The organism is Natronorubrum sp. A-ect3, from assembly GCF_041821125.1.
In the GTDB taxonomy this organism is placed as follows: domain Archaea; phylum Halobacteriota; class Halobacteria; order Halobacteriales; family Natrialbaceae; genus Natronorubrum; species Natronorubrum bangense.
Map to the genome: position 1 here is coordinate 87,430 of NZ_JBGUBB010000002.1, position 22,585 is coordinate 110,014.

Sequence of the window (22,585 nt, forward strand, 5' to 3'; positions counted from 1 at the left end):
ACAGCTAGCACGACGGTGAAACGGATCTCAAAATCAGGGTGAAAGAAGACTGCTCCCGACCGGTCACCTTCTGCGCGGCTTACTCCGCAGCGCAGATGTCGACGAAGTTCCGCAGGATCTGCAGTCCCGTCTCGCCGCTTTTTTCGGGGTGGAACTGCGTCCCGAAGACGGTCCCATCGTCGTTGGCGATGATCGAGGGGAACTCGAGTTCGTAGTCGGTCGTCGCAACCGTCGCGCCCTCGTCGTCGGGAACGGCGTAGTAGGAGTGGACGAAGTAGGCGTACTGTCCGTCGACGCCCTCGACCAGCGGGTGATCGCGTTCGACGTTGAGTTCGTTCCAGCCCATGTGTGGGACCTTCTGGCCTTCGGCGAATCGGACGTTAGTGCCCGGAATCAGATCGAGCCCCTGGACGGCTGAGTCGCCGTCGGTTTCGCCTTCCTCGCTCGTCGTCAACAGCATCTGCATGCCGAGACAGATCCCGAACAGGGGGGTGCCGTCGGCTGCGACCTCGAGGAGGTCCTCTCGAAGCGGATCGGCGTTCTCGACCCCCTCGCGGAACGCGCCGACGCCCGGTAAGACAACACCATCGGCATCGGCGAAGGCGTTCGGATCGTCGGTGATTTCGACGTCTGCACCCGCGCGTTCTAAGCCACGGGTGACACTGCGTAGGTTCCCCAGCCCGTAGTCGACGACGACGACGGACGCAACCGACTGCTCCTGTGAAGACGAAGCGCTGCTCATACGCCTACTCGTGGTGGCGTGTTGAAGTCAATTACCTTTCGTGCAACCGGGAGTGAGTAGACGACGACAGTCGTGCAGTAGGTGGTGGAGACGACGACACGCGAGACCGCGACGCTCGAACGATGGCTTCAGCGAACGGAACTACCCCTCATTGGCGATGAACAGAGGTGGTTCCATCGAGCGACGAACGGAGGTAGCCCCCACGAGCGACGAACGGAGCTAGAATCCGTCGAGCCGTGTCTGTCCACTGTCGCTATCGCCCACGTCTGCGAGTTCTGCTGCCCGCTCGAGGGCGTTTGCGAACGTTTCCTCCTGACTGCGGTCGTACAGCGTCGCTGCTGGGTGGACACAGAGCAAGACACGTCGTGGCGTCCCCTCGATACGAACTTCCTCGAGCGAACCTGCCTCGTTCGTGATCGCCACGGAGCGGTCGAGCAAGTGCTCGCTGGGGACTTTTCCCAGCGTGATAATCACGTCCGGATCGAGGCGGTCAATCTCCTGATCGAGGTAGCCTCGACAGTGCTCGAGTTCGTCGGTTGTCGGATCGCGATTCTCCGGCGGTCGACAGCGGACGCAGTTCGTAATCCTGACGTCCGCACGCGCGAGGCCGACGTTCCGAAGGCCGTCGTCGAGGACGGTGCCGCTGCGACCGACGAACGGTTCGCCCTTTTTGTCTTCCTGTGCACCTGGCCCTTCGCCGATAAACAGCATGTCGGCGTCCTCGGGCCCGGTTCCGTTGACGATCCGGCTCCGTGAATCGACGAGCGCCGGACACCGCGTACATTCGCCGACACAGAGTCCATCCATCTCTTCCATACTGGTGGCACAGACGGCCGCCTCCTACGTCTTTCGGGTCACAGTGTCTAGGTGCCGTCAGGATCACGCGAGCGACCGAGCGTACGAATCACCGGCTCGAGCGGCCTGCCGAGCCACCCGAATCGGCTCCGGGCGGCCGCCTTCGGGTGTAAACGCGCGGACGACTGCAGCTGCCTCGTCGGCCTCACAGCCGATGTGTCTGATGTAGACGGTCTCGTCGTTGACCGACACGGCCTGGCGGTCGGGCAGCGAGCGATAGCGCTCGAGGCGGGCCTCGAGCGCGGAGCCGGAAAACGCCTCCCGAAGGCCGGTCTCGAGGCCGTCGCTTGCCTCGAACGTGACGGCAATCACTGGACGGTCGGCACGCTCGTGTATCGTCGGAACATCGAGAAGGTTGTACCACGCGGGGGCGACGGCGCCGACCAGCACGTACTGGACGTCGGGACGTCCGAGATCGCCGACGAGCCCGGCGACGGCGTCGGTCGCGTCGGTGCCGCCAACGGTACACGCACGGTATGCGAGCCCGTCGAGGACACGGTCGGCACGGACGACGGCACCGGCGAGCGTGCTCCGTTCGTCGTCGCGACCGAACGACTCGGCAATTCCCAGCGCCCGCGCTCCGGGCTTCATCTGCTCAGCTCTCGTCTTTGATCTCTTGGAGCCGATCGAGCAACTCGTCGCTTGAGGCGCCGTTTTCGAACTCGATCTCTCCGTCGTGGCTGTTTTCGCTAGATTGTACCGCGTCGTCGTCGTCAAAATCTGCGTCGACTTCTTGCTGTTCGGATTCGTCGTAGCTCCCGAATCCCATACAGTAGTACCCTCGTGCTTGGAGCTAAAAAATCTCGTGTGTCAACCAATACCATTTACCATGTCGTCTCCCTTCTTTTCATTCGTGCGGGCCTGTGAACGCCGGTCTGGACATGAGCCCCGGCAGGACGACGGTACCAGACAGCGGGACGGCACCATTTTGAGTCCGGGCCTCGAGCCGTCGTGTATGGACATCCATCACGTCACCGAACCTGCAGAGACGTTCACCTGTAACGCGTTTCTGGCAGTTGGCGAGGAGACGACACTGGTCGATGCTGGCGCGTGGGACGGCGTCGTCGACGAGATTCGAACCTATACCGACGAACTCGACGCCGTCGTTGTGACGCATCAACACGGCGATCACGTCGCCCAACTCGAGGCGGTCTGTGAGGCGTTCGATCCCGACGTCTACGCCTACGCTGAGCATCCGCTTCGAACACACACGATCGATGACGGCGACACGGTCACGATCGGTGACGAGGCGTTCGACGTCGTCTACACGCCGGGCCATGCCGACGACCACGTCTCGTTTGTCTCCGAGACATCGCTGTTTTCGGGCGACGTCGTCGTCCACGACGATGGCGCGTTCGACTACGGGAGTTTCGGCCGTACTGACATGGCCGGCCAGTCCCGTGAGCGACTCATCGAGAGCATCGAGACCCTTCTCGAGCGACTGCCCGACGGCGGTCGCGCGAGCGGTGCGAGTGCGACCTCGGGAGACGAGCGAAGCGAGTCTGCCGGTGTCGAGCACATGTACGCGGGCCACGGCGGTGTCTTCCACGGCGACGTTCGGGATGTCGTTGAGACGGCACTCGGGCGGGCAGAAAAGCGAGAACCGAAATACCCCGACGAGTAGCGCGCGCCCACTTGTCGACGGCTGAGACAGACTGCAGTCAGTCTGTGTCAGTGTATCCGCGACCTGCCCGGGGTGTACCGAGAACTCAGGACTGCAGACTGCTTCGTGGGGTGTACCGGGAACTCAGGACTGCAGACTGCTTCGTGGGGTGTACCGGGAACTCAGGACTGCAGACTGCTTCGTGGGGTGTACCGGGAACTCGAGACCGCGGACCGTCTGGGTGGCTGTGCTCTCGATGTCAACGTGCCGTTCAGCACGTCTGTCTCTCCGCGAACGCTCGACGCTCGCCTCGCGGACGAACCGTCGGCCGAACGGCACACTCACTAGCCGGCTGTTTTGCTGTAGAAAGTCGAGAGAACGGACGCAGACGGTTGGTTACGTGGCTCGTGCTTCCTTCGCCTTTGGGCGAAGCTTCTTGTAGCCGCATTTCCGACAGCGGTTTGCGTCCTTGGAGTTACGAGCGTTACAGCGCATGCAGATCATTTTTTCGAGCGTCCGTTTCTCGGCTTCTTCGAAACTGGCCATATCGCTCCGTTAGCCCGTGGTGCATATAATCGCTGTGGTCTTGGGACCGACCGGTGACGCAGACGAAACTGCAGGCAGTGGTCGCTGCTGTCGTGCTCACTGCGTTTCGCCAGCGTCGTCAGCCCGCTCCTGTTCGTCTTCGGCAGCCAAGTAGTCATCCTGGACCGCGACGATCTCACTCGAGTCCACACACTCGCTGTAGCGTCGCAGCGGCTCTTCGTTGAGCGTCAGGAAGGTCTCGCCCCAGCGGAACGGCTCGAGGAGGTCCTCGGCCGCCTCGTACTCGTCGAAGATACAGCAGGCGGCGGCGAGCGCCTCGACGGTAGTCAGCTGGAACGGACGGCCGTAGTTGACGGGGTTGGCGGCGACGAGAAACGGAAGCGCCCGGTGGACGCCGTTCATCCGGAACGAGGCCGCTTCGGCGGACTCCCACGAACAGTCGAGGGCGACGAGTGTCCCGAGACCATCCTCGGCGTCGGCCGGCGAGAGCGCTTGCTCGGCGTGTGGGTTGAGCACGACGCCGTAGGGGACTTGCTCCATTCGTCGATAGAGGGTTGCTTTATCGAACTTCTCGAGGCGACGCGCGGTGCATTTCTTCGGATCGTCGTCGCCTTCGTAGTAGACGTGACACTCCACGAGCAGGCATACGTGCAGGCGGGAGAAAAGGGGTCCGAAACGGCTGCAATGGGGCTGACTACGCGAGTGGTCCACGAGAGTCGGATGCTTTTGTCGGTGGCGACGAAGATACCGATATGGACACGGAGCCGAATACGGCTGCAGACCCTGGCGATGGGGCCGCCATTGCTCGACGATACTACGCCGCACTCGACGACCACGAGTACGACGCACTCGAGGAGCTGCTCGCCCCCCAGTTCACGCAACGTCGTCCCGACCGGACGTTCGAGGGGCGTGACGCGTTCGTGCAGTTCATGCGCGACGGGCGGCCGAACCCGGACACCAACCACGACCTCGAGACGGTGATCGCCGACGAAACCGGCGTCGCGGTCCGTGGTCGGGTGGTCGATGGTGGCACAGAACTGTTTGGCTTCGCGGATTTCTTCGCCCTCGAGGGCGGCCGAATCGTTCGCCTCGAGACGTATTCGCGGTAACCCGCGCCGGTGTTCGCACTCGGCTCAGGCCGAACAGTTGTTCGGCCCTAACTCGAGTTCCGTCCGCTCTTCGGGTGGCAGTTCGGTTGCGCCACGGTTCTGGTCGATAATCTCCTTGTAGTTCGCTGGTTTCTCGCCAGCGTCGGCCATCCGGTCGACGAACGCGGACTGCTCGAGGCTGAGCAGATCGATCTCGGTGCGTGCCTCTCGGATCGTCGTCGTAATTGCCTCGCCGGGCGCGCCATGTTCGAACTCGCCGTCGGCGGTGACCGTGACGTGGCCCGGGAGGACGGTGATACTTTCGGGTTCGGCAAGCACCGTCCGGTGGAGGGTCTCGTAGAGCAGCTTCGCCCCTCGCTTCCCCTTGTCCTCGCTGAACTCGAGTTCCGTTCGGCCGGTCGAGTTGACATGGAGCGTATCGGCGGTCAACAGCGCCTCGTCATCGACCAGGATGGAGAGTATCTCGCTCGTGTGACCCGGTGTGGCCAGTGCCTTGAGTTCACGTTCGCCGACCGCGAGGACTTCGTTTCGCCCGAGGGGCGTGAACTCGAGTTCGACATCGCGTTCTTCGGCCCGCTCGCTGAGATAGTAGGGCACGTCGAGTCGAGCGGCGAGTTCGGGACCGCCGGAGATGTGATCCGCGTGAACGTGTGTATCGATGACGCCTGTCAGCGTGAGCCCGTTCTCTTCGGCGGCGACCTCGTACTCCGCAACGTCTGCGGTCGGGTCGACCGCGACGGCGTCGCCAGTCGTCTCGCAGCCGACGACGTAGCCGAGACATCCCTTCGCACGACGCTGTATCTGGATGATACTGAGCCCGTCGCCTGCGAGTTCGACGTGGTCGTAGACGCCACTCCAGCCTTCCATTCCATCGCCGACTGTCTGGACGTCGTACGCATCGGTGGCTGACTCGAGCTGTGTTGCCAGATTCCCCGAGGAGATGCCTTTCGCACAGATGGTGATCACTCGGTCGGTGTCGCCCACCAGGGCTTCGAACTCCTCGAGTCGTCCGTCGAGTTCCTCCTCAGGACCGAACGGGAAGTGGACTGCGCCTGAAATGTGCCACGACTCGTAACTTTCCTCGGGACGTGTGTCAACGAGCGTAAACTGAGCCTCTTCGTCCTGGAGCGCTGCGAGTCGGTCCGCAGAGAGCGTGGTGACCATACAATCTACTCGGTTTACATCGCCGTAAGTCTCCCCACGGCTACTGAGCGCTCCACCGGCGACTGGTGCGACGAAGATGGGTAGTGACGTCACTGAGCGGCAGTGTCCATCTGACCGAACGACGACTGTGCGATTGAATTGCTGTTACTGATCCTACAGTTTGGCACATCTGTGTTGCCCTATCATAGAGACACCCTCACATGAGTGGAACCATCATACTACTTATGATAGAACAATCGAGCTGAGCGATTGAACAGATATTGCCGGCCTGTGCTACTGATTATCAAAATAATCAATCATGTATATTTTTGTGTGGGAAGTTATCAATACCCTTGTTCCCTCCTGCGCTTTGGTGGCAAGTCTTGCGGGCATATACGGACTTAACTATCATGATAATTCTATACTGACCTGCATGAGTGACATTCGTGGCAACAAATCTCACGAAGTGAAATATCGTATACAATTGTTATGGTCTCCGGGTGGGCCGCTCGGCCCACAGTCGGCTGGCATGACACGCGAGATTTCGGGTGAGTGCAGCCGATGACTGCTGATGAGTCAGCTGCGACTGAGACGGAAGAGCGCCGCCTCGAGACCGATGGTGGCCACGACACTGTCGACTATCTCGACGAGAAGATCCACATGTTCAAGCCCGCAACGCCGTTTATGAAAGATCACCTGAAGGTGATCTGGGGGCTGTTTGCCGTCTGGATGCTGTTTACGTTCGGACCCGTGACCGCGACGTGGGTCGCGACGGATTTCATGACGAGTACCCAAGTGCTTGGCTTCCAGTTGCACTACTTCCTGACTGCGATCGGCTCGCCGATTGGCGCGCTCGTCCTGTGTGCAGCGTACGCCTGGCAGCGTGACCGCCTCGATGCACAGTACGGCATCGACCACGAGACCGAGGCTGAAGCCGAGGCCGAAGCCGGCAAGGCTGTCGCCGCCGACGGTGGTGAACAGGCGTGATCGAGCCAGTTCTGCTCGAGTCCGTGACCGGCCTCTTCGACGGCGGGTTCAAACTCATTCCGGCGTTGACGCTCGCGGCGATGCTCGCGCTGTTCCTGGGCGTCGGTTGGTTCTTCCGTGTCGCATCGGTTGACGACATGTGGGTCGCTGGTCGATCGATCGGGAGCATCGAGAACGGGATGGCGATCGCCGCAAACTGGATGAGCGTCGCCGCCTATCTCGGTGTTGCTTCGACCGTTGCCTTCCTCGGCTACTTCGGGCTGGCGTACGTCGTCGGCTGGACAACGGGGTATTTCATCCTGCTGATCTTCCTGGCCGCGCAGTTCCGCCGGTTCGGGAAGTACACCGCGCCCGACTTTGTCGGTGACCGCTACTACTCCGATCTCGGGCGGGCGATCGCGGCAACGACGACGCTGTTGATCGCGTTCGTCTACATCATCGCTCAGGGGAACGGCCTCGGGCTGATGGCCCAGTACATCTTCGGCGTCCCGTATGAGGTCGGCGTCGTCTTGCTGATGACGATCACGATCGGCTACGTCGCGCTCTCGGGCATGCTGGGTGCGACCAAGAACATGACCTTTCAGTACATCATCCTTATCAGCGCGTTCCTGCTCGGTCTGTACGCGACCGGCTGGACGCAGGGATGGTCGACGGTCCTGCCGTTTATTGAGTACGGGTCACAAGCGACGGAGGTCGCGACGGAGATCGACCGACAGTTCACCGAGCCGTTCCAAGACGCGGGCTACTACCACTGGATCGCCCTCTGTGTCAGCCTGATTGCCGGTACGTGTGGCCTCCCACACGTCCTCGTGCGTTTCTACACCGCTGACAACGAGCGCAACGCCCGCTGGGGAACCGTCTGGGGACTGGTCTTCACGCTCCTGCTGTTCCTTGGCACGACCGCCTACGCCGCCTACGGGACCCTGCTCTACCAAGAGAACGTCGGCGAATACACCGACATGACCGGCACGGAGGCCGACACGCTCGTCGTGCTCACGGTCCATCTTGCCGAACTTCCGGAGTGGCTCGTCGGCATCGTCGCCGCCGGTGCAGTTGCAGCCGGACTGGCGACGACGGCCGGACTGTTCATCTCCGCGTCCTCGGCCGCCGCCCACGACATCTACACGAACCTCTACAAAGAAGACGCAAGCCAGCGCGAACAGATGATCGTCGGTCGACTGACCATCCTCGGACTCGGTGCAGTCGTCACGTATCTGGCGCTCAACCCGCCAGCGCTCATTGCCGAAGTCGTCGGGATGTCCTTCGCACTCGCTGGCACCGTCCTCTTCCCGGTGTTCTTCCTCGGTCTCTGGTGGGAAGACGCCACGCGTGAGGGTGCGATCGCCGGCATGTTCGTCGGGCTGTTCTTCGGCTTCGGCTCGATCGTCAACGAGATCCTCCCGCAGTATGTCAGCGCGATCTCCGGTGACGCGATTGTCCCGGCGTTCGCGACGGTCGTCCCTGCGACGTCCTCGTCGCTCGTCGGTGTCCCAGCGGTCATGCTCACGATCATCGTCGTCTCGATGTTCACCGAGGACCCGCCGGAGGACGTCAAGCGCCTCGTCCGACAGTGTCACAGCCCCAAGCCGATGGAGAAGATGGATTCGGCAGAAGACGTCGCCACTGACGGCGGCACCCCACAAGACGACTAACGATGTACGATACCATACTCATCCCGACCGACGGAAGCGATGTCGCCGAGAACGCGATCGATCACGCGATCGATCTCGCCGAACAGTACGACGCAACGCTCCACGCGCTGTATGTCGTCGACACTGATGCGATCGATATCGGTCTCGGCACCGAACAAGTCCAGCGCATCAAAGACGGGAAGTTCGGTGAGATGTCCGAACTGAAAGCGCGTGCTACCGAGGCGACCGATGTCGTCACCGAGCGGGCCGGAGACGACCTCGAGGTCGTGCAGTCAATCGAGGCTGGCCGACCCCACGCAGTTATCAGCGAGTACGCCGAGGACAACGACGTCGACCTCATCGTGATGGGATCGGCCGGACGTGGTGGCGTCCGCCGGGCCATTCTCGGCAGTGTCGCCGAACGCACGCTTAGAACGACACGGATTCCGGTGTTGGTCGTCGACGCTCGCGAAGACGACGAATAGGATCCCGTCCTCATCGAGGACGCCTAGTGGTTCGCCGCCTCTCCTGTCGACCCATTTTCCGGCACTGTCCTCGAGTTCGTGATCTGATTTCCCGAGGAACCCAACTCCGATCTAGAGCCCCCAGCTGTAGCGGTGACCGACGATGACTCGGGTTGGTCACCTCGGAGACGTTACGCTCGAGCGACATCCGCCCCCCTCGCCCGTCGAATGCGTCCCACAGCTCCGAGACCTACTCGGCTGAACGCGCTCTTCCCTTTGAGATTCGATTCAAATCACTCCTCGAGCGGGGCCGATGTCACAATACCTACGTCCTCGCATCCAAAACGCGAGTGTAACGATGTCATCGATTCGCTCCATCTTGCGTGGGCTCCTCGCCAGCGTCATCGGTATCCTCGTGATCGGACTCCTCGCAACCATTGTCTTCACGGTCGCCATCTTTGTGGTCTCGACCGGGGCCGGCCTCGCTGGCTACGATCCCAGCGCAGACTTCGTTGTCCTCTCGGCGTCGCTGGTCGTCGTCGCCGTCATCCTCACCGGCGGGTTCACGCCGCGGCTGTCCGGTGGACGCGGTGACGACGAGACAGAGGAGACGTTCGACGATCGAACGTTCAACTGATTTAACTGGTTTCCGACCGAAGCCTCGGTATGGCCCTCTCCGATTCCATCACTGCCGTCGTCGCCGTACTCCGTCGCCGACCGGCTGACATCCTGCCGTGGTATCTCCTCGGTGCTGCGGTTCCCGCGGTCGCTCGTGTGATCCCGTTTCTCGCCCTCACAATCGGCTTTCTCTACCTCGAGGTCACTGGCCGTCTCGCAGCGGCCCAGGAGGCGGTGACTGGACTCGAGACCGATCCACCAGATCCAGACGCCGACCCGGAGGCGTTCGAGGAGTGGCTAACCGAGTTCGAACCCGTTGTCGAACAACTGCTCACGCCGGGGCTTATCCTCCTCGTTGCCGTGACGATTGTCGCGACGCTGCTCGTGGGTGTGGTCCTCTATGCAGCTGTCACCGCCGGCCAGCTGACGGCCTGTGCCGCTCGGCTGCGCGACGAGCGTGGACTGACTGCTGGGCTTGCGGGTGCCCGGCGCTACTGGCTGCGATTTCTCGGCCTGTATGTCCTCGAGATCCTGCTGTGGCTTGCCGTGTTCCTGACGGTTGGAATCGGTGTCGCACTCGTCGCCGCGCTCGTCGCGGTCGCCACCGGATCGATGCTCGTCGCCGGCCTCGTGGCACTGCTTGCGGGACTCGTCCTCGTTGCCGTACTCGCCGCCGTTCGGGCGCTGTTCGCGTTCGCGCCGGTGTCGGTCGTCGTCGACGACGCGACCGTCGTCGGATCGCTGTCGAACACCGTCTCTTTCATCCGCGCTCGCCCGGTCCGGGCTGGCTTTTACTATCTCGTCGCCGTCGGCACGCTTCTTGCGTTCTCGGTCGTCTCGGGCGTGCTCACGCTCGTTGACGTCACTGCCTTCCCCTCGCTGGTGACTGTCGTGCTCGTCTTCCCCGCCCTCGATCTGTTGAAAACGGCCCTCTACAGCGGCGCTCGAGGCCGACTCTCCCCACCGGCAATGCCTGAGCGATCGCTTCGCGGCCAGTTCAGTGACGGCGTTCGTCGTGGCTGGACTGAGATGACAGTGTTCGTTCGGGGAACACTCGGCACGCACGCACTCGTCGTTGTCCTTGCCGTCGCCAGCTTCTGGGTTGGCTGGGAGCTTTCCGAGCCACTCGTTGGCCCCGTCGAAACGTCGATTTCAGCCCGCCTCGAGGGCCACATCGCCCCAGCCGCAGCCCTCGAGTTCTTCGGCAACAACTGGCTGGTCGCGCTCACGACAGCCGTCTCTGGTGTGGTGCTCGTGCTCCCCGCAATCGCCTCGCTGCTGTTTAACGGGCTCGTCATGGGTCTCTACGCACGAACTGAGGTCGCTCCGATGGAACTGCTCGCGTTCGTTATTCCGCACGGGATCTTCGAGATTCCGGCGATTTTCATCGCCACGGCGCTCGGTGTCCACCTTGGGCTCGCGGGCTGGCGAACGATGCGAGGGCGAGCGACTCGAGCAGAGTTGGCCGATGCCCTCGAGCGAGCGTTCTGGGTGCTTATCGGCGTCGGCATCCTGCTGGCGATCGCGGCGGTGATCGAGGGCTTCATCAGTCCGTACTACTTCCGGCTGTTCCTCTGATCTCGCGAGCGACGTGGGCCTGACGGCGACGGCTACAGGTCAACAGGGCGAGTGCCTCGGTGTTTGCCCCCGATCATCATCCGGACGACTCTGCGTTCCCCTTCGATGGGAGTCCGTCCGCTGGCCGGCTGGTCGACCACTCGATCTCCCCGCTGGCTGGCGAACACCGAACCAATAAAGATGAACGGGTCCGTCGTCAGGGACATGACGACGACGCTCGGAACGGCGAGCGCAAGGCCCGGAGAGATCGATACGGGCCGTCTCGAGGTTGGCGAAACCCGGGACGGAAGCTCGTTCGGTCTGCCCGTTGCCGTGATCAACGGCGAGCGGTCGGGAAAAACGCTCTACATGCAGGCGGCGAGCGATGGTGACGAACTCAACGGTGTCGGTGTTATCAAGCGTGTTGTCCCCCAACTCGACCCAGCCGAGATCGCTGGCACAATTCTGGTCGTTGGGATTGTCAACTACCACGCCTTTCAGGTCGCCGAACATCGCAACCCGATCGACGACACGAAGATGAACCGGGCCTACCCCGGCAACGAGAACGGAACCTCGAGCGAGCGGATCGCGGCTGCGACGTTCGAGGCCGCGACTCGGGCGGATCTGATCCTCGATCTCCATCAGGGGTCGACCAGCCGCATGATCGATGAGGTTCGGGTTCGCTGTGGAACACGCCACCGAATCCACGACAAGTGTCTCGAGCTGGCGAAGGCGTTTGGCTGTGGCTACATCCTGGACCAGAAAGGGCCTGATGGCCAGCTTGCCCGTGCGGCACCAAACGAGGGTATTCCGACTGTCGACCCCGAACTCGGCGGCTGTGTCGGCTGGGACGAATCGAGCATTCGGAAAGGTGTCGAGGGCGTGTTCAACGTCCTTTCCTACTACGGCTTTCTCGACGGCGAGGTCACACTCGAGACCCAGACCCGCGCCCACGGGTTCGAACAGTTCGGTGCACCAAACGGCGGACTCGTAACGTTCCAGAAAGAGCTGGGCGACCGCGTCCGCGCCGGTGAGACGCTGTTCGAACTCACGACCCCCTTTGGCGAGCCGAAAGCCGAGGTCACAGCAGACAGCAACGGAATTCTCTGGCGAACCCGCCGGCTGCCACAGGTTGCGACCGGTGAGTACGTCTGCTCTGTGGCGACCGACATCGACGAGTACTAACAATGCCGTCTGCCCTCCACTGTCCGGCTTGTGACCGTCTCTACGACCCTGGACCTGACGAACCCTGGCGCTGTGCGTGTGGCCACGCCCTCGAGTTCGCGGATCGGCCACGTCCACAGGGCGAGCCGCTCCCTCTCCATCGGCTCGACACCAGCGAGGGGCTCTGGACGTTCTTCGAGTTCCTTCCGATCGAGAAACGCGTCACGTTCCACGAGGGGTTTACCCCGCTCGTCGACGCTCCCGAATGGGACGTCCAGTTCAAACTCGAGTACGTCTTTCCGACGGGGTCGTTCAAAGACCGCGGTGCGACGACGACGCTCTCTCGAGCGCTCGAACTCGGCGTCGAGAAAGTCATCGAAGACTCCTCGGGCAACGCTGGGGCATCGATCGCGACGTACGCCGCTCGTGCGGGCCTCGAGGCGGACATCTACGTCCCGGCGGACGTCACACAGTCGAAGCTGATGGCCATCCAGCGAGCCGACGCTCGACCGGTCCGGGTCGAAGGTGATCGTCAGGCCGTCACGGCTGCCTGTCTCGAGGCCGTCGAGGGCGAGGCCTCGCAGATCCCAGACGCCGAGAGCGGAGCTGCCCCGCGACAGACGGGTTCGGGCTGGTACGCCAGCCACGCCTGGAACCCGGCCTTTTATGCGGGGACGATGACGTTCGCGTTCGAAATCGCAGCGCAACAGGGCTGGACCGTGCCGGATGTCCTCGTGCTCCCGATCGGTCACGGCACGCTCTTTCTCGGCGCTTATCGTGGCTTTTCGCTGCTCAACGAGGCCGGTATCGTCGACGGAATGCCGCGACTGCTCGGCGCCCAGGCGGCTGGACACGCCCCTATCGTCGCCGAACTCGGCGGCCGAACGGTCGCCGATACCGACTCTGACACCGATATCGCCGACGGCATCCAGATCACCGAACCGGCCCGCAAAGCCGAGATCCTCGAGGCGATCGCCGAGACCGACGGTGACGCCATCGCACTCGGCTCTGATCCGATCGAGAGCGCGCTCGACAGACTCCACCGCGGCGGATTCTACGTCGAGCCTACCTGTGCGGTTGCCCCCGCAGCACTCGAGGCCTACCGCGAGGCCGGAACCATCACCGACGATGACGATGTCGTCGTTCCTCTGACTGGAAGCGGATTGAAAACCCTATGAGGACCGAGTACTGACGGTGCGATAGATGGTCAGCCGTCCAGCCGACTACTGTCCTCACTGCGGCGAGTCACTCGAGACGATCACGTTCGACGGTCGCGAGCGCAGCCACTGTCCGATCTGTGAGGACGTGGTCTGGCATAACCCGGTTCCCTGTGCCAGCGTCGCTGTCGTCGATCGGTCGCGTTCGGAGCCCGCAGTGCTCTGTGTTGAACGGGCCGTTCCGCCAGGTATCGGCGAGTGGACACTCCCCGGCGGCCACATGGAGGTCGGTGAGGAGCCTGCGGCCGCCGCCGTCCGTGAACTCGAGGAAGAAACCGGCGTCGCACTCGCCGCCGACGCGCTCGAAATTCTCGATGCGACGACGATGCCGCCCCGGAATGGCAAGCACGTGACGACGATCCACTACGTCGCCGACTGGGCCGACGCGACCGGCAAGCCAACGGCCGGCAGTGACGCGAACACGGCCCGGTTCTGGTCGCCGACGACGTTCACCGCCTCCGGCGAGACGTTCCGGCCGATTCACGAGGCGTGGTTCCAGGCTGCGGCCACGTACTTCGACTGACAACCGACTCGACGACCGACGAGCGGCGAAACCCGACATTCCTTTAGTTGCCCCCTGAATACGAGCGGGTATGTTCCTCTCCCTACGCGCGGAGGTCGAGACCGCCCTCGAGGAGGCACTCGCAGCACTCGACTTCCCGACGGACGACCTCGGAATCGAAGAACCGCCGGAAGACGTGCCGAGCGTGCTTGCCTCGAGCGTCGCCTTCCGACTCGCTGGCGAAGCCGGAGCCCCACCGCCACAGGTCGCGGGCCAACTCGCCGACGAAATCGACGCCGACGACCTGACGTACGTCTCCGAGGTGCAGACGCAGGGCCCGTATCTCAACTTCCTGCCGAGTGACGCCTACTTCGCGGCGACGCTCGAGACGGCAACCGACGAGCGTTACGGCGCGCTCGACGACCGCGAGGAGTCCGTCGTCGTCGAACACACGAGCGCGAACCCAACCGGCCCGGTCCACGTCGGCCGCGCGCGAAACCCCATCATCGGTGATGCGGTGGCGAACCTGCTTGCTATGGCCGGCTACGATGTCGACCGACACTACTACGTCAACGACGCCGGCCGACAGATGGCCGTCTTCACCTGGGCCTACGAGACCTTCGACGCGGCTGATCTCGAGGACGAGCCCGAACGCGACCGCATCGAGTACGACCTCGTCCGCTACTACCGCAAAGGCAACGCCTACCTCGAGAACGCCTCCGAGAGCGAGGTCGAGGCGGCCGAAGCCGAGATCGAGTCGATCATGCAGGGACTCGAGGCCGGCGACGAGGAGGCCTACGAGCGCGTCAGCGAGGTCGTCGACCAGGTGCTCTCGGGCATGAAAGCCTGTCTCGGCCGGCTGCCCGCGGAGTTCGACGAGTTCGTCAAGGAGACCCGATTCATGCGCAACGGCGACACCGACGATCTCATTGCCCGACTCAAAGCACTCGACGAGGCCGTTTACGAGGAAGACGCCTGGCAGCTCGAACTCGACGACCACGGCATCGACAAGAACCTCGTCTTCCTGCGCTCGGACGGCACCTCGCTGTACGCGACCCGCGACCTGGCCCACCACGAGTGGAAGTTCGATACCTACGACCGCGCGGTGACGGTCCTCGGTGAGGATCACAAGCTGCAAGCCAAACAGGTCCGGAGCACGCTCGAGTTGCTCGACAACGACACCGACGGGCTCCAGCAGGTGCTCTACTCCTATGTCAACCTGCCCGAAGGGAAGATGTCCACCCGCCGAGGAACCGGTGTCGATCTGGACGACCTGTTAGATGAGGCGATCGACCGCGCCCGCGAGGAGGTCGAGGATCGACTGGACGATCGTATCCGAGACGACGACCTCGATGCGGACGACATCGAACGCATCGCCCACCAGGTCGGAATCGGTGCGGTCCGCTACGACATCGTCTCCAAGCAGCCGACGAAAGCGATCACCTTCGAGTGGGAGCAAGCGCTCGACTTCGAGGCCCAATCCGCGCCATACGTCCAGTACGTCCACGCGCGCTGTTGTGGCATCCTCGAGGAAGCCGGTCTCGACCCCGATGTCGACCTCGCGACCCAAGACGTCGAACTCGAGGCACTCGAGGCCGACCTGCTCGAAACCGACGCGGAACGGGACCTGCTCGAGACGATCGCCCGATTCCCGGCGGTCGTCGACGAGGCGGCCGACGATCTCGAACCACACCAGGTTGCGACGTTCACTCGCGAGTTTGCTGACCGATTCAACGCGTTCTACCGGGAGTGTCCGGTGCTCGCCGACGACGTCGACGCCGATGTTCGTGAGGCACGCCTCGCGCTCGTGGCCGCGTCGAAACATACGGTCGCGAACGCACTTTCGATCCTCGGCGTGGAACCGCCGCGGTCGATGTAAACAAGGCGCGTTCGCCAATCACCCGTCGCTACCGGGTGGTTGGTATAAAAAGTCGATACTGTCGGCCTGCTCACCACGTTCGATCGGCGCTACAGTTCCGCCGCTTTGAGTTTCGATTCGAACTCGTCTCTCGATAGCTTGCCCTCGTGGTAGTCGACGAGCCATGCAACGTCGATCGAGTATGCGGCCATCGTCTCACCGCTGTGGGTGATAAACAGCTCGATGGTCTCAATACTGTCGGCGAACGCCTCGTGGTCGATGATCCCGTGGTCGAGATCATCGGCGATCGTTTCGAGGTCCGCGTACAGTTTCTTCTGGTCGGTCGTCTCGCTGTCGACGGCGACGACGAGCGTGTCGCCCTTGCGTTTGATGGCCGAAATCGACACGTAGTCGCCTTTGAGGTCGACTTTATCTGTATCGTACCCAGGAACGTCGTCGTGTTTTTTGTCCGTTTTGTCTTTCTCCTTCTCGTCGGTTTTCTCTTTGTCTTCCGTCTTCTGTTCGTCTTTCTCGCCGTTGTCTCCGTTGTCTCCGTTGTCGCCGCTGTCTCCGTTCGTTGATGATTCGGATCCGTCGGTGTTCGATCCGCTCTCGTCGCTTGTATCCTCGCTGGAACAACCGGCCAAGAGGGTCGCGAGCGCGGTACCACTGCCGAGGAGTACGTTTCGTCGCTCCATGCTCGTTCCGTCATCACTGTCGGTGATTAGTAATGAGGCTGTTACTCTCTCACGAGTATGACTGTTTGATCCGACTGGAGTTCGACGCTTGAGTGTGCGTCCTTGATGCAGACTGACCGCTGGAGAGCGGTTTCACTTCGAATTCGATGACAGTATGGATCGCATTACGGTCAGCGATTCCTACTCGGAACCGGATTCGGCTTCGGTGATCGCACTCGAGACATCGTCGTGTGCTGCTTCCCGCTCGCCGCGGTCGCCGTCACTGTCTGCTGAACTGCTTTCGGACTCGGACTCGCCACTGAGTTCGGACACCTCCTCGTCCGTTTCGCTCGAGTCGGGGATATCGATGCCAGCCAGGTCCGCGGCGAGTTGTCGGTAGGCGGTGGCGGCAGGGCCATTGGGTTCGTAGACGATCAGCGGCGTGCCAGCGTAGACGCTCTCTCGAGCCGCGGCGTCTTCTGGAATCGTTGCCAACAGGTCTGTCTCGAGGCGTGTGGCAATCTCTTCGTGGGAGATGTCGCTGTCGGGCAACGTGCGAGTGACGACGAGTCCGGCGACCGTGCCGCCGGCCCGTTCGGTCAACTCGAGGGTTTTCTTCGAGTCGTGGACGGCTGCTGGTTCAGGTGTCGAGACGAGGATGACCGAATCGGCCAGCCCCAGCGGGAGAACAGTTTCGTGATTGACGCCGGCACCGACGTCGAGAAAGACGTAGTCGAACCGATCTCGAAGCTCGGAAACGACCTCGCGGAGCCCTTCCGGTGAGGTGTCGGCGTACTCATCGAGGCTGGTGCCGCTTGGAACGGCGACAATATTCTCAGTAACACTGTAGATGGCATCATCGATCGATGCCGCTCCGGACAACACGTCGTGTAGCGTCATCGAATCTGGAGTCAGGCTGACGAACCCGGCGAGGTTCGCCATCCCGAGATCAGTGTCAACGATAGCGACGCGTTCACCAGCCTGTGCTAGCGCCGTGCCGAGATTGACCGTCGTCGTCGTTTTTCCGACGCCCCCCTTCCCGCTCGCGATAGCATAGACCGTCTCGTGAGACATACTGATGTACTGTCCGGACAGTAGAACGGGAGCACCTTAAATCGTCACCTCAACTCCCGGCCCATGGAATGTGGCCGACACGTCGGTCTCAGCCCCGATACGGACCGTTGCGGTGGCTGTTTACCGACAGCCGTTGACAGGTCGACAGGTGTGTCAAAGGATTCTTACCCACAGCACCGTTCTGTACGACCAATGAGCCAGGAGGGCGATCAGGAGCAGTCCGACCGGAAAAAATACGAGTTCCGGAAGGTCATCGAGGATCTCAAAGATTTCGATGGCTCCGGTACACAGCTCGTGTCGATCTACGTTCCCGAGGACAGACAGATCAGTGACGTGGTCACTCACGTTACCCAGGAACACAGCGAAGCGGCCAACATCAAATCAAAGCAGACCAGAACGGCCGTCCAGGACGCACTGACGAGCATCAAAGACCGACTCCGGTACTACGATGTCTACCCACCGGAGAAAGGGATGGTGCTGTTTTCGGGGGCCGTCGACTCCGGCGGCGGCCGGACCGACATGGTCACGAAGGTCTTGGAGAGCCCACCGCAGCCCGTCGAATCCTTCCGCTATCACTGTGACTCGGATTTCCTCACCGAGCCGCTCGAGCACATGCTGGCGGACCAGGGCCTCTACGGCCTGATCGTCCTCGACCGTCGTGAGGCCAACGTCGGCTGGCTGAAAGGCAAACGCATCGAGCCGGTCAAGTCCGCTTCGTCGCTTGTCCCTGGCAAACAGCGCAAAGGTGGCCAGTCCGCCCAGCGTTTCGCCCGCCTGCGCCTCGAGGCCATCGACAACTTCTATCAGGAGGTCGCGGGAATGGCAAACGATCTGTTCGTCGCCAAACGCCACGAACTCGACGGGATCCTCGTCGGTGGTCCCTCGCCCACGAAAGACGAGTTCCTCGACGGCGACTATCTCCACCACGAGATTCAAGACAGCGTCATCGGGAAGTTCGACGTCGCCTACACCGACGAGTCCGGTCTGAAAGACCTGGTCGACAACGCCGAGGAGGCGTTGGCCGACGCCGAGGTGATGAAAGACAAAAACGAGATGGAGGAGTTCTTCAAGCAACTCAACGCGGGTGACCTCGCAACCTACGGGTTCGAGCAAACCCGACGAAACCTCGTGATGGGTGCGGTCGACCGGCTCCTGATCAGTGAGGACCTCCGCAAGGACGTCATCGTCTACGACTGTGCGGAGTGTGGCAACACGGACTACGAGGTGCTCGACCGCCGCAAGTCGACGCCGTCACACACCTGCAGCGACTGTGGGGCCGAGGTCGACGTCACGGACGACGACCGCGAGGACGCGATCGACCACCTCATCGAGATTGCCGAACAGCGCGGTACTGAGACCAAGTTCATCTCGACGGACTTCGAGAAAGGTGAACAGCTCTACAACGCATTCGGCGGCTTCGCTGGTATCTTGCGATACAGCACCGGCGTGTGAATCGCCTCGAGGGCAAGTCCCTCGAGAATCGAAGACTCTCGCGGACATCGTGGAGCTTCGCTCTGCTCAGTCACGGAAATCTCTGATTGCTGAACGACCCCAGGACAGTCTCCTAGACCGCCTGTAAACGGGACCATATCTCCTCTTCGCGCGTGTCCTGTTTGCGTGAATCGGCCACATCGCGTGACACACTTTCACGAGTCTATTCCATCCCACCAGCACTGCCTGACGAGCATCAGTTCGGTCGCGAGCAGACGAGCGAATCAGGCTGATCGGCAGTCACTGCTCGCCAACACGCTGTCCGAAAGACGTGATTGTGACTGCAACGTTGGAGGGCCTTTTGTGCTCGAGTGTCAGTAGCGACGACTATGCGAGAGGGCGTACCAAATCGGCGGACGATCCTCGAGGGGGTTGCGACAGGGATCGGTCTCTCCCTCGTCGGTGCTGGCAGTGTGACTGGCGTGACTGGCCTCGAGCGACGCTATCCGGCCAGCGAGGAGATTACGATCGAACCGGGATCGACGGTGCTGTTCGAGGCTGAGCCGCCGACCGATATCGAACCGAACGACGTTGAGTGGGATGGGGGTGGTGATGTGGATAGTGCTCCGCTCCCGGGCGACTACGTATACGCGACCGGTCGACCGGCGACGTTTCGGACGTTCGAGTCGACCGGCACGTACGACATCACGTGTACGTATCAGGGTGGAACTGGGACGAGGACGGTCGAGTGGACGGTGGTCGTCGAGTCGGGCGGTGTGAGTCCACCAACCATCGACCTCGACACTGACCCCGGTGCAGATGAGCGTGTCGGGGTTGACGAGACAATCGAAATTACGGCGAGTGCAACTGCCACAGACGGGAGTCTCGAGCACGTGATCTGGATCGAAGGGCAGAACATGACCGTTCCCGACGTGTCCAGCCTTGCGGGACGGGAAGATCGCACAACACTCACCACGAGTGCGGGGTGGATCAGCGCCGGCTATCCAACCGGTGCCAGGGCTGTCTCCGAACGTGGACTCATGAGCGAGCCCGAATACGACGACGGGCCAGCGGTCAGGCCACCGTTAACGATCGATATCGTCGAGACGAACGATCCGGTCGACGCTGGTGAAACACTCGAGGTCGTCGCCGAGGCCGAGAACACGGGTGACATGATGATGGCTGGCGACCCAACACAGCAACTCGAGTTCATTGTCGGCGAGGATCCCGTCGTCGCCGACACGGAGACCGTCTCCGTCGACTGGAACGAGACAGAACGTGTCACCCTCGAGTACGAGACGTATCCCGTCGAGCAGGACGACGAGTTCCCGGTACGCGTCGAGGGAGCGGACGACACCGCAGAACGCAGTGTGCTCGTTTCCGGTGGTGACGACGGTGAAACCAGTGGACGAGGCGTTGCCGTCGCAATTCGTGAGACGAACGACCCGGTCGACGCCGGTGAGACGCTCACCGTGACCGCCGAACTCGAGAACACTGGCAGTGAGGAAACGACACGGTCGCTCGAGTTCATTGTCGGCCACGATCCCGAGGTGGTCGAGACCCGGTCGGTGACGGTCGGTGGGAGTGCGACCGAGACGGTCACGCTGACGTTCGAGACGGCAGCCGTCGAACGGACACAGTCGTTCCCGGTCCGGATCGAAACTGACGACGCATCGGCCGAGCGTCCCGTTCGCGTGGTGGGGACGGCTGACCCATAGTAGACACCCGAATCACTGAGCGGTTTTTCGAGCGATGTGGAAACCGCAGCGATCGAACAGCCTGCCTGCTTTTCAGAGTGTGCCCCGAAGATAGACCGCATCGTCGGTGATTTTCTCGATACTGCCTTCGTCGAGCGGATATGCCGATTCGCTTCGCGTCGCCCAGCCGAGTTTTGCCTTAATCGTCTCGGTCAGACTCGGATTGGGTTCGACGTATCCGTGGCCGTCGCGAACGTCGACGATACGGCCGACTCTGGTGCCGTCGGTGTTCAGGACCAGTTTCCCTTCGTCGGCTTTGGTGAGCGCGTCCTTGGTCATCAGTTGTGACGGAGCTCGCTTTCGCTCGGCGGATCAGCTGTCAACACACTATCATCGGTGAGCGGAGCAAGTACTGGCGGCAGGTCTGCTCGAGCAATAAAGCGCGGAAATCGTTTCCATCAGCCGCGATACTGTTACGCCCCGGGTAGCAGATTTCCATCGAGTAGACAGTCCTTACACTGTGAGTCCACGTCGTCAGCACGTCTCGAGCCGAGCACAACAGAAGGGTTATGCTGGTAGTCACGTATTACCACTCGATCAATGGACGAGTCCCCGTCTTTTGCCGCGTCGTTCGACGACCCGCGGATCACCTCGCAGTTCTGCCGACGGGTGACCGGGGCGGCAGGCGATTACTATCTTCTCGGCGTCGTTCACGACCATCCTGCAAGCGTCGCCCGCGTCGAACGCGTCCTCGAGTCAGTCGACCCAGACACGCTCGCGCTCGAACTCCCCACAGCAGCGCTCCCGCTGTACCGTGCCTACGCTCGCGAGGGCACGGACGAGACGCCGCCACGGTTCGGCGGCGAAATGAGCGCGGCGATCAGTGCCGCACCCGACGCCACCACCGTCGGCATCGACGCTCCGAACTGGTCGTTTCTGCGACGGCTTGTGACGCGGCTGATCGCTGACCGTGTCTCGACGACGACGGCTCGACGCGTTATTTCGAGTCTTGGTGGAGCGACACGGGAGGCGCTGACCTGCCGGCTCGCGGCGACGCTGACTCATGCGACGTCGATGACCGTTGCCTGCGACGACCCGATCGAGTACGGCTGTGAACACACTGATCCCCCGACGGAACAGGCCGCCCACGAACGTTCACACGTCGCCAGCGTGCAGGCGCTGCTCGGCAGCGTCCAGACGGCCGACAGCGCGCTCACGTATCGGGACGAAACCCGCGAACACTGCATGATCGACCGCCTCGAGGCGCTTCGAGCGACAACTGACGGTGCCGTCGTCGCTGTCATCGGTGTCGATCACCTCGAGACGATCGCGGATGGACTGTCCGCGTGAGCCCGTTGGATCCTGTTTTCACTGACGGAGTGAAGAAATACAGTTCCAACAGTACGTAAACGTCTGATCGGCCTCGTTCCGGACACCACAGTGTGGACAACGAATCGTTTCCCCCTCGAACTCGAGTTCGTGGTCGTCCTCGAGGTCGTCGGGGTCGTCGACGTCGCCGGATGGCCCTGGATAGTGGTCGCGACCGGCCGAAGTGCGCGGATTTGCACGGTTGGGATCGGCAAACGACGGAGAGCCCGTGCTGTCACCGTCCCCGCCCTGGACATAGACGTAGTACAGTAGCAGGTGGAGAAGGGCAAACAAGACGACGTACCCAATGAGCCATCCCCAGAGCTCCATTGGTATGCTGTA

At 62.1% G+C, this 22,585-nt stretch carries 25 protein-coding genes; 14 read left to right on the forward strand and 11 right to left on the reverse strand.

Features of this window, described 5'->3' with window-relative positions; genetic code table 11:
* Nucleotides 1-79 precede the first annotated feature (79 nt).
* The 4 genes from hisH to ACERJA_RS07070 all read right to left on the reverse strand — a co-directional run bounded on the left by hisH (nucleotide 80) and on the right by ACERJA_RS07070 (nucleotide 2,366).
* Entirely contained in the window at nucleotides 80-742 is a 663-nt protein-coding gene (hisH, locus tag ACERJA_RS07055) for an imidazole glycerol phosphate synthase subunit HisH (RefSeq protein ID WP_373607546.1), read from the reverse strand.
* A 219-nt stretch (nucleotides 743-961) separates the two neighbouring features.
* A complete protein-coding gene (locus ACERJA_RS07060) occupies nucleotides 962-1,558 on the reverse strand; it encodes a uracil-DNA glycosylase family protein (RefSeq protein ID WP_373607547.1) in 597 nt (198 codons plus the stop codon).
* A 63-nt stretch (nucleotides 1,559-1,621) separates the two neighbouring features.
* Nucleotides 1,622-2,188 carry a DUF99 family protein gene (locus ACERJA_RS07065; RefSeq protein ID WP_373607548.1) on the reverse strand — a complete coding sequence of 189 codons (567 nt, stop codon included), beginning with the start codon at nucleotides 2,186-2,188 and terminating at the stop codon, nucleotides 1,622-1,624.
* Nucleotides 2,189-2,192: 4 nt separating this feature from the next.
* The gene (locus ACERJA_RS07070; protein ID WP_006064959.1) at nucleotides 2,193-2,366 is read right to left on the reverse strand and encodes a DUF5786 family protein; all 174 of its coding nucleotides are present in this window, start codon (nucleotides 2,364-2,366) and stop codon (nucleotides 2,193-2,195) included.
* Between the two features lie 186 nt (nucleotides 2,367-2,552).
* On the opposite strand from ACERJA_RS07070, the gene ACERJA_RS07075 reads away from it, so the two are divergent.
* A complete protein-coding gene (locus ACERJA_RS07075) occupies nucleotides 2,553-3,221 on the forward strand; it encodes an MBL fold metallo-hydrolase (RefSeq protein ID WP_373607549.1) in 669 nt (222 codons plus the stop codon).
* 375 nt (nucleotides 3,222-3,596) lie between these two features.
* On the opposite strand, the gene ACERJA_RS07080 is transcribed toward ACERJA_RS07075, so the two are convergent.
* Together ACERJA_RS07080 and ACERJA_RS07085 are read right to left on the reverse strand one after the other, a co-directional pair.
* Complete coding sequence (locus tag ACERJA_RS07080; RefSeq protein ID WP_006064957.1) at nucleotides 3,597-3,746, reverse strand: 50S ribosomal protein L40e; 150 nt, start codon at nucleotides 3,744-3,746, stop codon at nucleotides 3,597-3,599.
* A 96-nt stretch (nucleotides 3,747-3,842) separates the two neighbouring features.
* Nucleotides 3,843-4,382 (reverse strand): DUF367 family protein, encoded by a 540-nt coding sequence (locus tag ACERJA_RS07085; protein ID WP_373607550.1) that lies wholly within the window; start codon nucleotides 4,380-4,382, stop codon nucleotides 3,843-3,845.
* Between the two features lie 116 nt (nucleotides 4,383-4,498).
* Between ACERJA_RS07085 and ACERJA_RS07090 the strand changes: the two genes are divergently transcribed.
* Nucleotides 4,499-4,855, forward strand: a complete 357-nt coding sequence (locus tag ACERJA_RS07090) for a nuclear transport factor 2 family protein (RefSeq protein ID WP_373607551.1) — start codon at nucleotides 4,499-4,501, stop codon at nucleotides 4,853-4,855.
* Nucleotides 4,856-4,879: 24 nt separating this feature from the next.
* Here the strand turns inward: ACERJA_RS07090 and ACERJA_RS07095 are convergent, their stop codons facing one another.
* The gene (locus ACERJA_RS07095; RefSeq protein ID WP_373607552.1) at nucleotides 4,880-6,019 is read right to left on the reverse strand and encodes a rhodanese-like domain-containing protein; all 1,140 of its coding nucleotides are present in this window, start codon (nucleotides 6,017-6,019) and stop codon (nucleotides 4,880-4,882) included.
* Nucleotides 6,020-6,559: 540 nt separating this feature from the next.
* Between ACERJA_RS07095 and ACERJA_RS07100 the strand changes: the two genes are divergently transcribed.
* The 9 genes from ACERJA_RS07100 (at nucleotide 6,560) to argS (ending at nucleotide 16,017) form a co-directional block, all read left to right on the forward strand.
* Nucleotides 6,560-6,985, forward strand: coding sequence for a DUF4212 domain-containing protein (locus ACERJA_RS07100; protein WP_373607553.1), 426 nt, complete (start codon nucleotides 6,560-6,562; stop codon nucleotides 6,983-6,985).
* Nucleotides 6,982-8,637 (forward strand): cation acetate symporter, encoded by a 1,656-nt coding sequence (locus ACERJA_RS07105; protein ID WP_006064952.1) that lies wholly within the window; start codon nucleotides 6,982-6,984, stop codon nucleotides 8,635-8,637. Before ACERJA_RS07100 ends, ACERJA_RS07105 begins: the two co-directional genes overlap by 4 nt.
* A 2-nt stretch (nucleotides 8,638-8,639) precedes the next feature.
* Entirely contained in the window at nucleotides 8,640-9,101 is a 462-nt protein-coding gene (locus tag ACERJA_RS07110) for a universal stress protein (protein ID WP_373607554.1), read from the forward strand.
* Nucleotides 9,102-9,438: 337 nt separating this feature from the next.
* Nucleotides 9,439-9,717, forward strand: a complete 279-nt coding sequence (locus ACERJA_RS07115; RefSeq protein WP_373607555.1) for a hypothetical protein — start codon at nucleotides 9,439-9,441, stop codon at nucleotides 9,715-9,717.
* Between the two features lie 29 nt (nucleotides 9,718-9,746).
* Nucleotides 9,747-11,276 carry a stage II sporulation protein M gene (locus tag ACERJA_RS07120; RefSeq protein WP_373607556.1) on the forward strand — a complete coding sequence of 510 codons (1,530 nt, stop codon included), beginning with the start codon at nucleotides 9,747-9,749 and terminating at the stop codon, nucleotides 11,274-11,276.
* 204 nt (nucleotides 11,277-11,480) lie between these two features.
* Complete coding sequence (locus tag ACERJA_RS07125) at nucleotides 11,481-12,440, forward strand: succinylglutamate desuccinylase/aspartoacylase family protein (RefSeq protein ID WP_049889663.1); 960 nt, start codon at nucleotides 11,481-11,483, stop codon at nucleotides 12,438-12,440.
* 2 nt (nucleotides 12,441-12,442) lie between these two features.
* On the forward strand, nucleotides 12,443-13,597 hold the full coding sequence (locus tag ACERJA_RS07130; protein ID WP_373607557.1) for a threonine synthase: 1,155 nt from the start codon (nucleotides 12,443-12,445) through the stop codon (nucleotides 13,595-13,597).
* A gap of 25 nt (nucleotides 13,598-13,622) precedes the next feature.
* Complete coding sequence (locus ACERJA_RS07135) at nucleotides 13,623-14,159, forward strand: NUDIX domain-containing protein (protein WP_373607558.1); 537 nt, start codon at nucleotides 13,623-13,625, stop codon at nucleotides 14,157-14,159.
* A 70-nt stretch (nucleotides 14,160-14,229) separates the two neighbouring features.
* A complete protein-coding gene (gene argS / locus ACERJA_RS07140; RefSeq protein WP_373607559.1) occupies nucleotides 14,230-16,017 on the forward strand; it encodes an arginine--tRNA ligase in 1,788 nt (595 codons plus the stop codon).
* Nucleotides 16,018-16,106: 89 nt separating this feature from the next.
* Here the strand turns inward: argS and ACERJA_RS07145 are convergent, their stop codons facing one another.
* On the reverse strand, nucleotides 16,107-16,694 hold the full coding sequence (locus tag ACERJA_RS07145) for a hypothetical protein (RefSeq protein ID WP_373607560.1): 588 nt from the start codon (nucleotides 16,692-16,694) through the stop codon (nucleotides 16,107-16,109).
* Between the two features lie 180 nt (nucleotides 16,695-16,874).
* A complete protein-coding gene (gene minD, locus ACERJA_RS07150; RefSeq protein WP_373607561.1) occupies nucleotides 16,875-17,747 on the reverse strand; it encodes a cell division ATPase MinD in 873 nt (290 codons plus the stop codon).
* 192 nt (nucleotides 17,748-17,939) lie between these two features.
* Between minD and prf1 the strand changes: the two genes are divergently transcribed.
* Nucleotides 17,940-19,199 (forward strand): peptide chain release factor aRF-1, encoded by a 1,260-nt coding sequence (prf1, locus tag ACERJA_RS07155; RefSeq protein WP_006064940.1) that lies wholly within the window; start codon nucleotides 17,940-17,942, stop codon nucleotides 19,197-19,199.
* Between the two features lie 368 nt (nucleotides 19,200-19,567).
* Nucleotides 19,568-20,896: a hypothetical protein gene (locus ACERJA_RS07160; protein ID WP_373607562.1), complete on the forward strand. Its 1,329-nt coding sequence runs from the start codon at nucleotides 19,568-19,570 to the stop codon at nucleotides 20,894-20,896.
* 72 nt (nucleotides 20,897-20,968) lie between these two features.
* Here ACERJA_RS07160 and ACERJA_RS07165 read toward each other — a convergent pair whose 3' ends face one another.
* On the reverse strand, nucleotides 20,969-21,214 hold the full coding sequence (locus tag ACERJA_RS07165) for a hypothetical protein (protein ID WP_006064938.1): 246 nt from the start codon (nucleotides 21,212-21,214) through the stop codon (nucleotides 20,969-20,971).
* Nucleotides 21,215-21,475: 261 nt separating this feature from the next.
* Between ACERJA_RS07165 and ACERJA_RS07170 the strand changes: the two genes are divergently transcribed.
* Entirely contained in the window at nucleotides 21,476-22,225 is a 750-nt protein-coding gene (locus tag ACERJA_RS07170; RefSeq protein WP_373607563.1) for a hypothetical protein, read from the forward strand.
* Between the two features lie 18 nt (nucleotides 22,226-22,243).
* On the opposite strand, the gene ACERJA_RS07175 is transcribed toward ACERJA_RS07170, so the two are convergent.
* On the reverse strand, nucleotides 22,244-22,573 hold the full coding sequence (locus ACERJA_RS07175; RefSeq protein ID WP_373607564.1) for a hypothetical protein: 330 nt from the start codon (nucleotides 22,571-22,573) through the stop codon (nucleotides 22,244-22,246).
* Between the last annotated feature and the right edge of the window lie 12 nt (nucleotides 22,574-22,585).

What these genes read in the sequence shown, in the direction of transcription:
- ACERJA_RS07095 (WP_373607552.1), bottom strand. Translation starts at nt 6,019, where the DNA reads ATGGTCACCACGCTCTCTGCGGACCGACTCGCAGCGCTCCAGGACGAA.
- ACERJA_RS07075 (WP_373607549.1), top strand. Translation starts at nt 2,553, where the DNA reads ATGGACATCCATCACGTCACCGAACCTGCAGAGACGTTCACCTGTAAC.
- ACERJA_RS07125 (WP_049889663.1), top strand. Translation starts at nt 11,481, where the DNA reads ATGACGACGACGCTCGGAACGGCGAGCGCAAGGCCCGGAGAGATCGAT.
- argS (WP_373607559.1), top strand. Translation starts at nt 14,230, where the DNA reads ATGTTCCTCTCCCTACGCGCGGAGGTCGAGACCGCCCTCGAGGAGGCA.
- minD (WP_373607561.1), bottom strand. Translation starts at nt 17,747, where the DNA reads ATGTCTCACGAGACGGTCTATGCTATCGCGAGCGGGAAGGGGGGCGTC.
- ACERJA_RS07160 (WP_373607562.1), top strand. Translation starts at nt 19,568, where the DNA reads ATGCGAGAGGGCGTACCAAATCGGCGGACGATCCTCGAGGGGGTTGCG.
- ACERJA_RS07100 (WP_373607553.1), top strand. Translation starts at nt 6,560, where the DNA reads ATGACTGCTGATGAGTCAGCTGCGACTGAGACGGAAGAGCGCCGCCTC.
- ACERJA_RS07175 (WP_373607564.1), bottom strand. Translation starts at nt 22,573, where the DNA reads ATGGAGCTCTGGGGATGGCTCATTGGGTACGTCGTCTTGTTTGCCCTT.
- ACERJA_RS07080 (WP_006064957.1), bottom strand. Translation starts at nt 3,746, where the DNA reads ATGGCCAGTTTCGAAGAAGCCGAGAAACGGACGCTCGAAAAAATGATC.
- ACERJA_RS07135 (WP_373607558.1), top strand. Translation starts at nt 13,623, where the DNA reads ATGGTCAGCCGTCCAGCCGACTACTGTCCTCACTGCGGCGAGTCACTC.
- ACERJA_RS07165 (WP_006064938.1), bottom strand. Translation starts at nt 21,214, where the DNA reads ATGACCAAGGACGCGCTCACCAAAGCCGACGAAGGGAAACTGGTCCTG.
- ACERJA_RS07070 (WP_006064959.1), bottom strand. Translation starts at nt 2,366, where the DNA reads ATGGGATTCGGGAGCTACGACGAATCCGAACAGCAAGAAGTCGACGCA.
- prf1 (WP_006064940.1), top strand. Translation starts at nt 17,940, where the DNA reads ATGAGCCAGGAGGGCGATCAGGAGCAGTCCGACCGGAAAAAATACGAG.
- hisH (WP_373607546.1), bottom strand. Translation starts at nt 742, where the DNA reads ATGAGCAGCGCTTCGTCTTCACAGGAGCAGTCGGTTGCGTCCGTCGTC.
- ACERJA_RS07145 (WP_373607560.1), bottom strand. Translation starts at nt 16,694, where the DNA reads ATGGAGCGACGAAACGTACTCCTCGGCAGTGGTACCGCGCTCGCGACC.
- ACERJA_RS07120 (WP_373607556.1), top strand. Translation starts at nt 9,747, where the DNA reads ATGGCCCTCTCCGATTCCATCACTGCCGTCGTCGCCGTACTCCGTCGC.
- ACERJA_RS07065 (WP_373607548.1), bottom strand. Translation starts at nt 2,188, where the DNA reads ATGAAGCCCGGAGCGCGGGCGCTGGGAATTGCCGAGTCGTTCGGTCGC.
- ACERJA_RS07110 (WP_373607554.1), top strand. Translation starts at nt 8,640, where the DNA reads ATGTACGATACCATACTCATCCCGACCGACGGAAGCGATGTCGCCGAG.
- ACERJA_RS07170 (WP_373607563.1), top strand. Translation starts at nt 21,476, where the DNA reads ATGGACGAGTCCCCGTCTTTTGCCGCGTCGTTCGACGACCCGCGGATC.
- ACERJA_RS07130 (WP_373607557.1), top strand. Translation starts at nt 12,443, where the DNA reads ATGCCGTCTGCCCTCCACTGTCCGGCTTGTGACCGTCTCTACGACCCT.
- ACERJA_RS07060 (WP_373607547.1), bottom strand. Translation starts at nt 1,558, where the DNA reads ATGGAAGAGATGGATGGACTCTGTGTCGGCGAATGTACGCGGTGTCCG.
- ACERJA_RS07090 (WP_373607551.1), top strand. Translation starts at nt 4,499, where the DNA reads ATGGACACGGAGCCGAATACGGCTGCAGACCCTGGCGATGGGGCCGCC.
- ACERJA_RS07115 (WP_373607555.1), top strand. Translation starts at nt 9,439, where the DNA reads ATGTCATCGATTCGCTCCATCTTGCGTGGGCTCCTCGCCAGCGTCATC.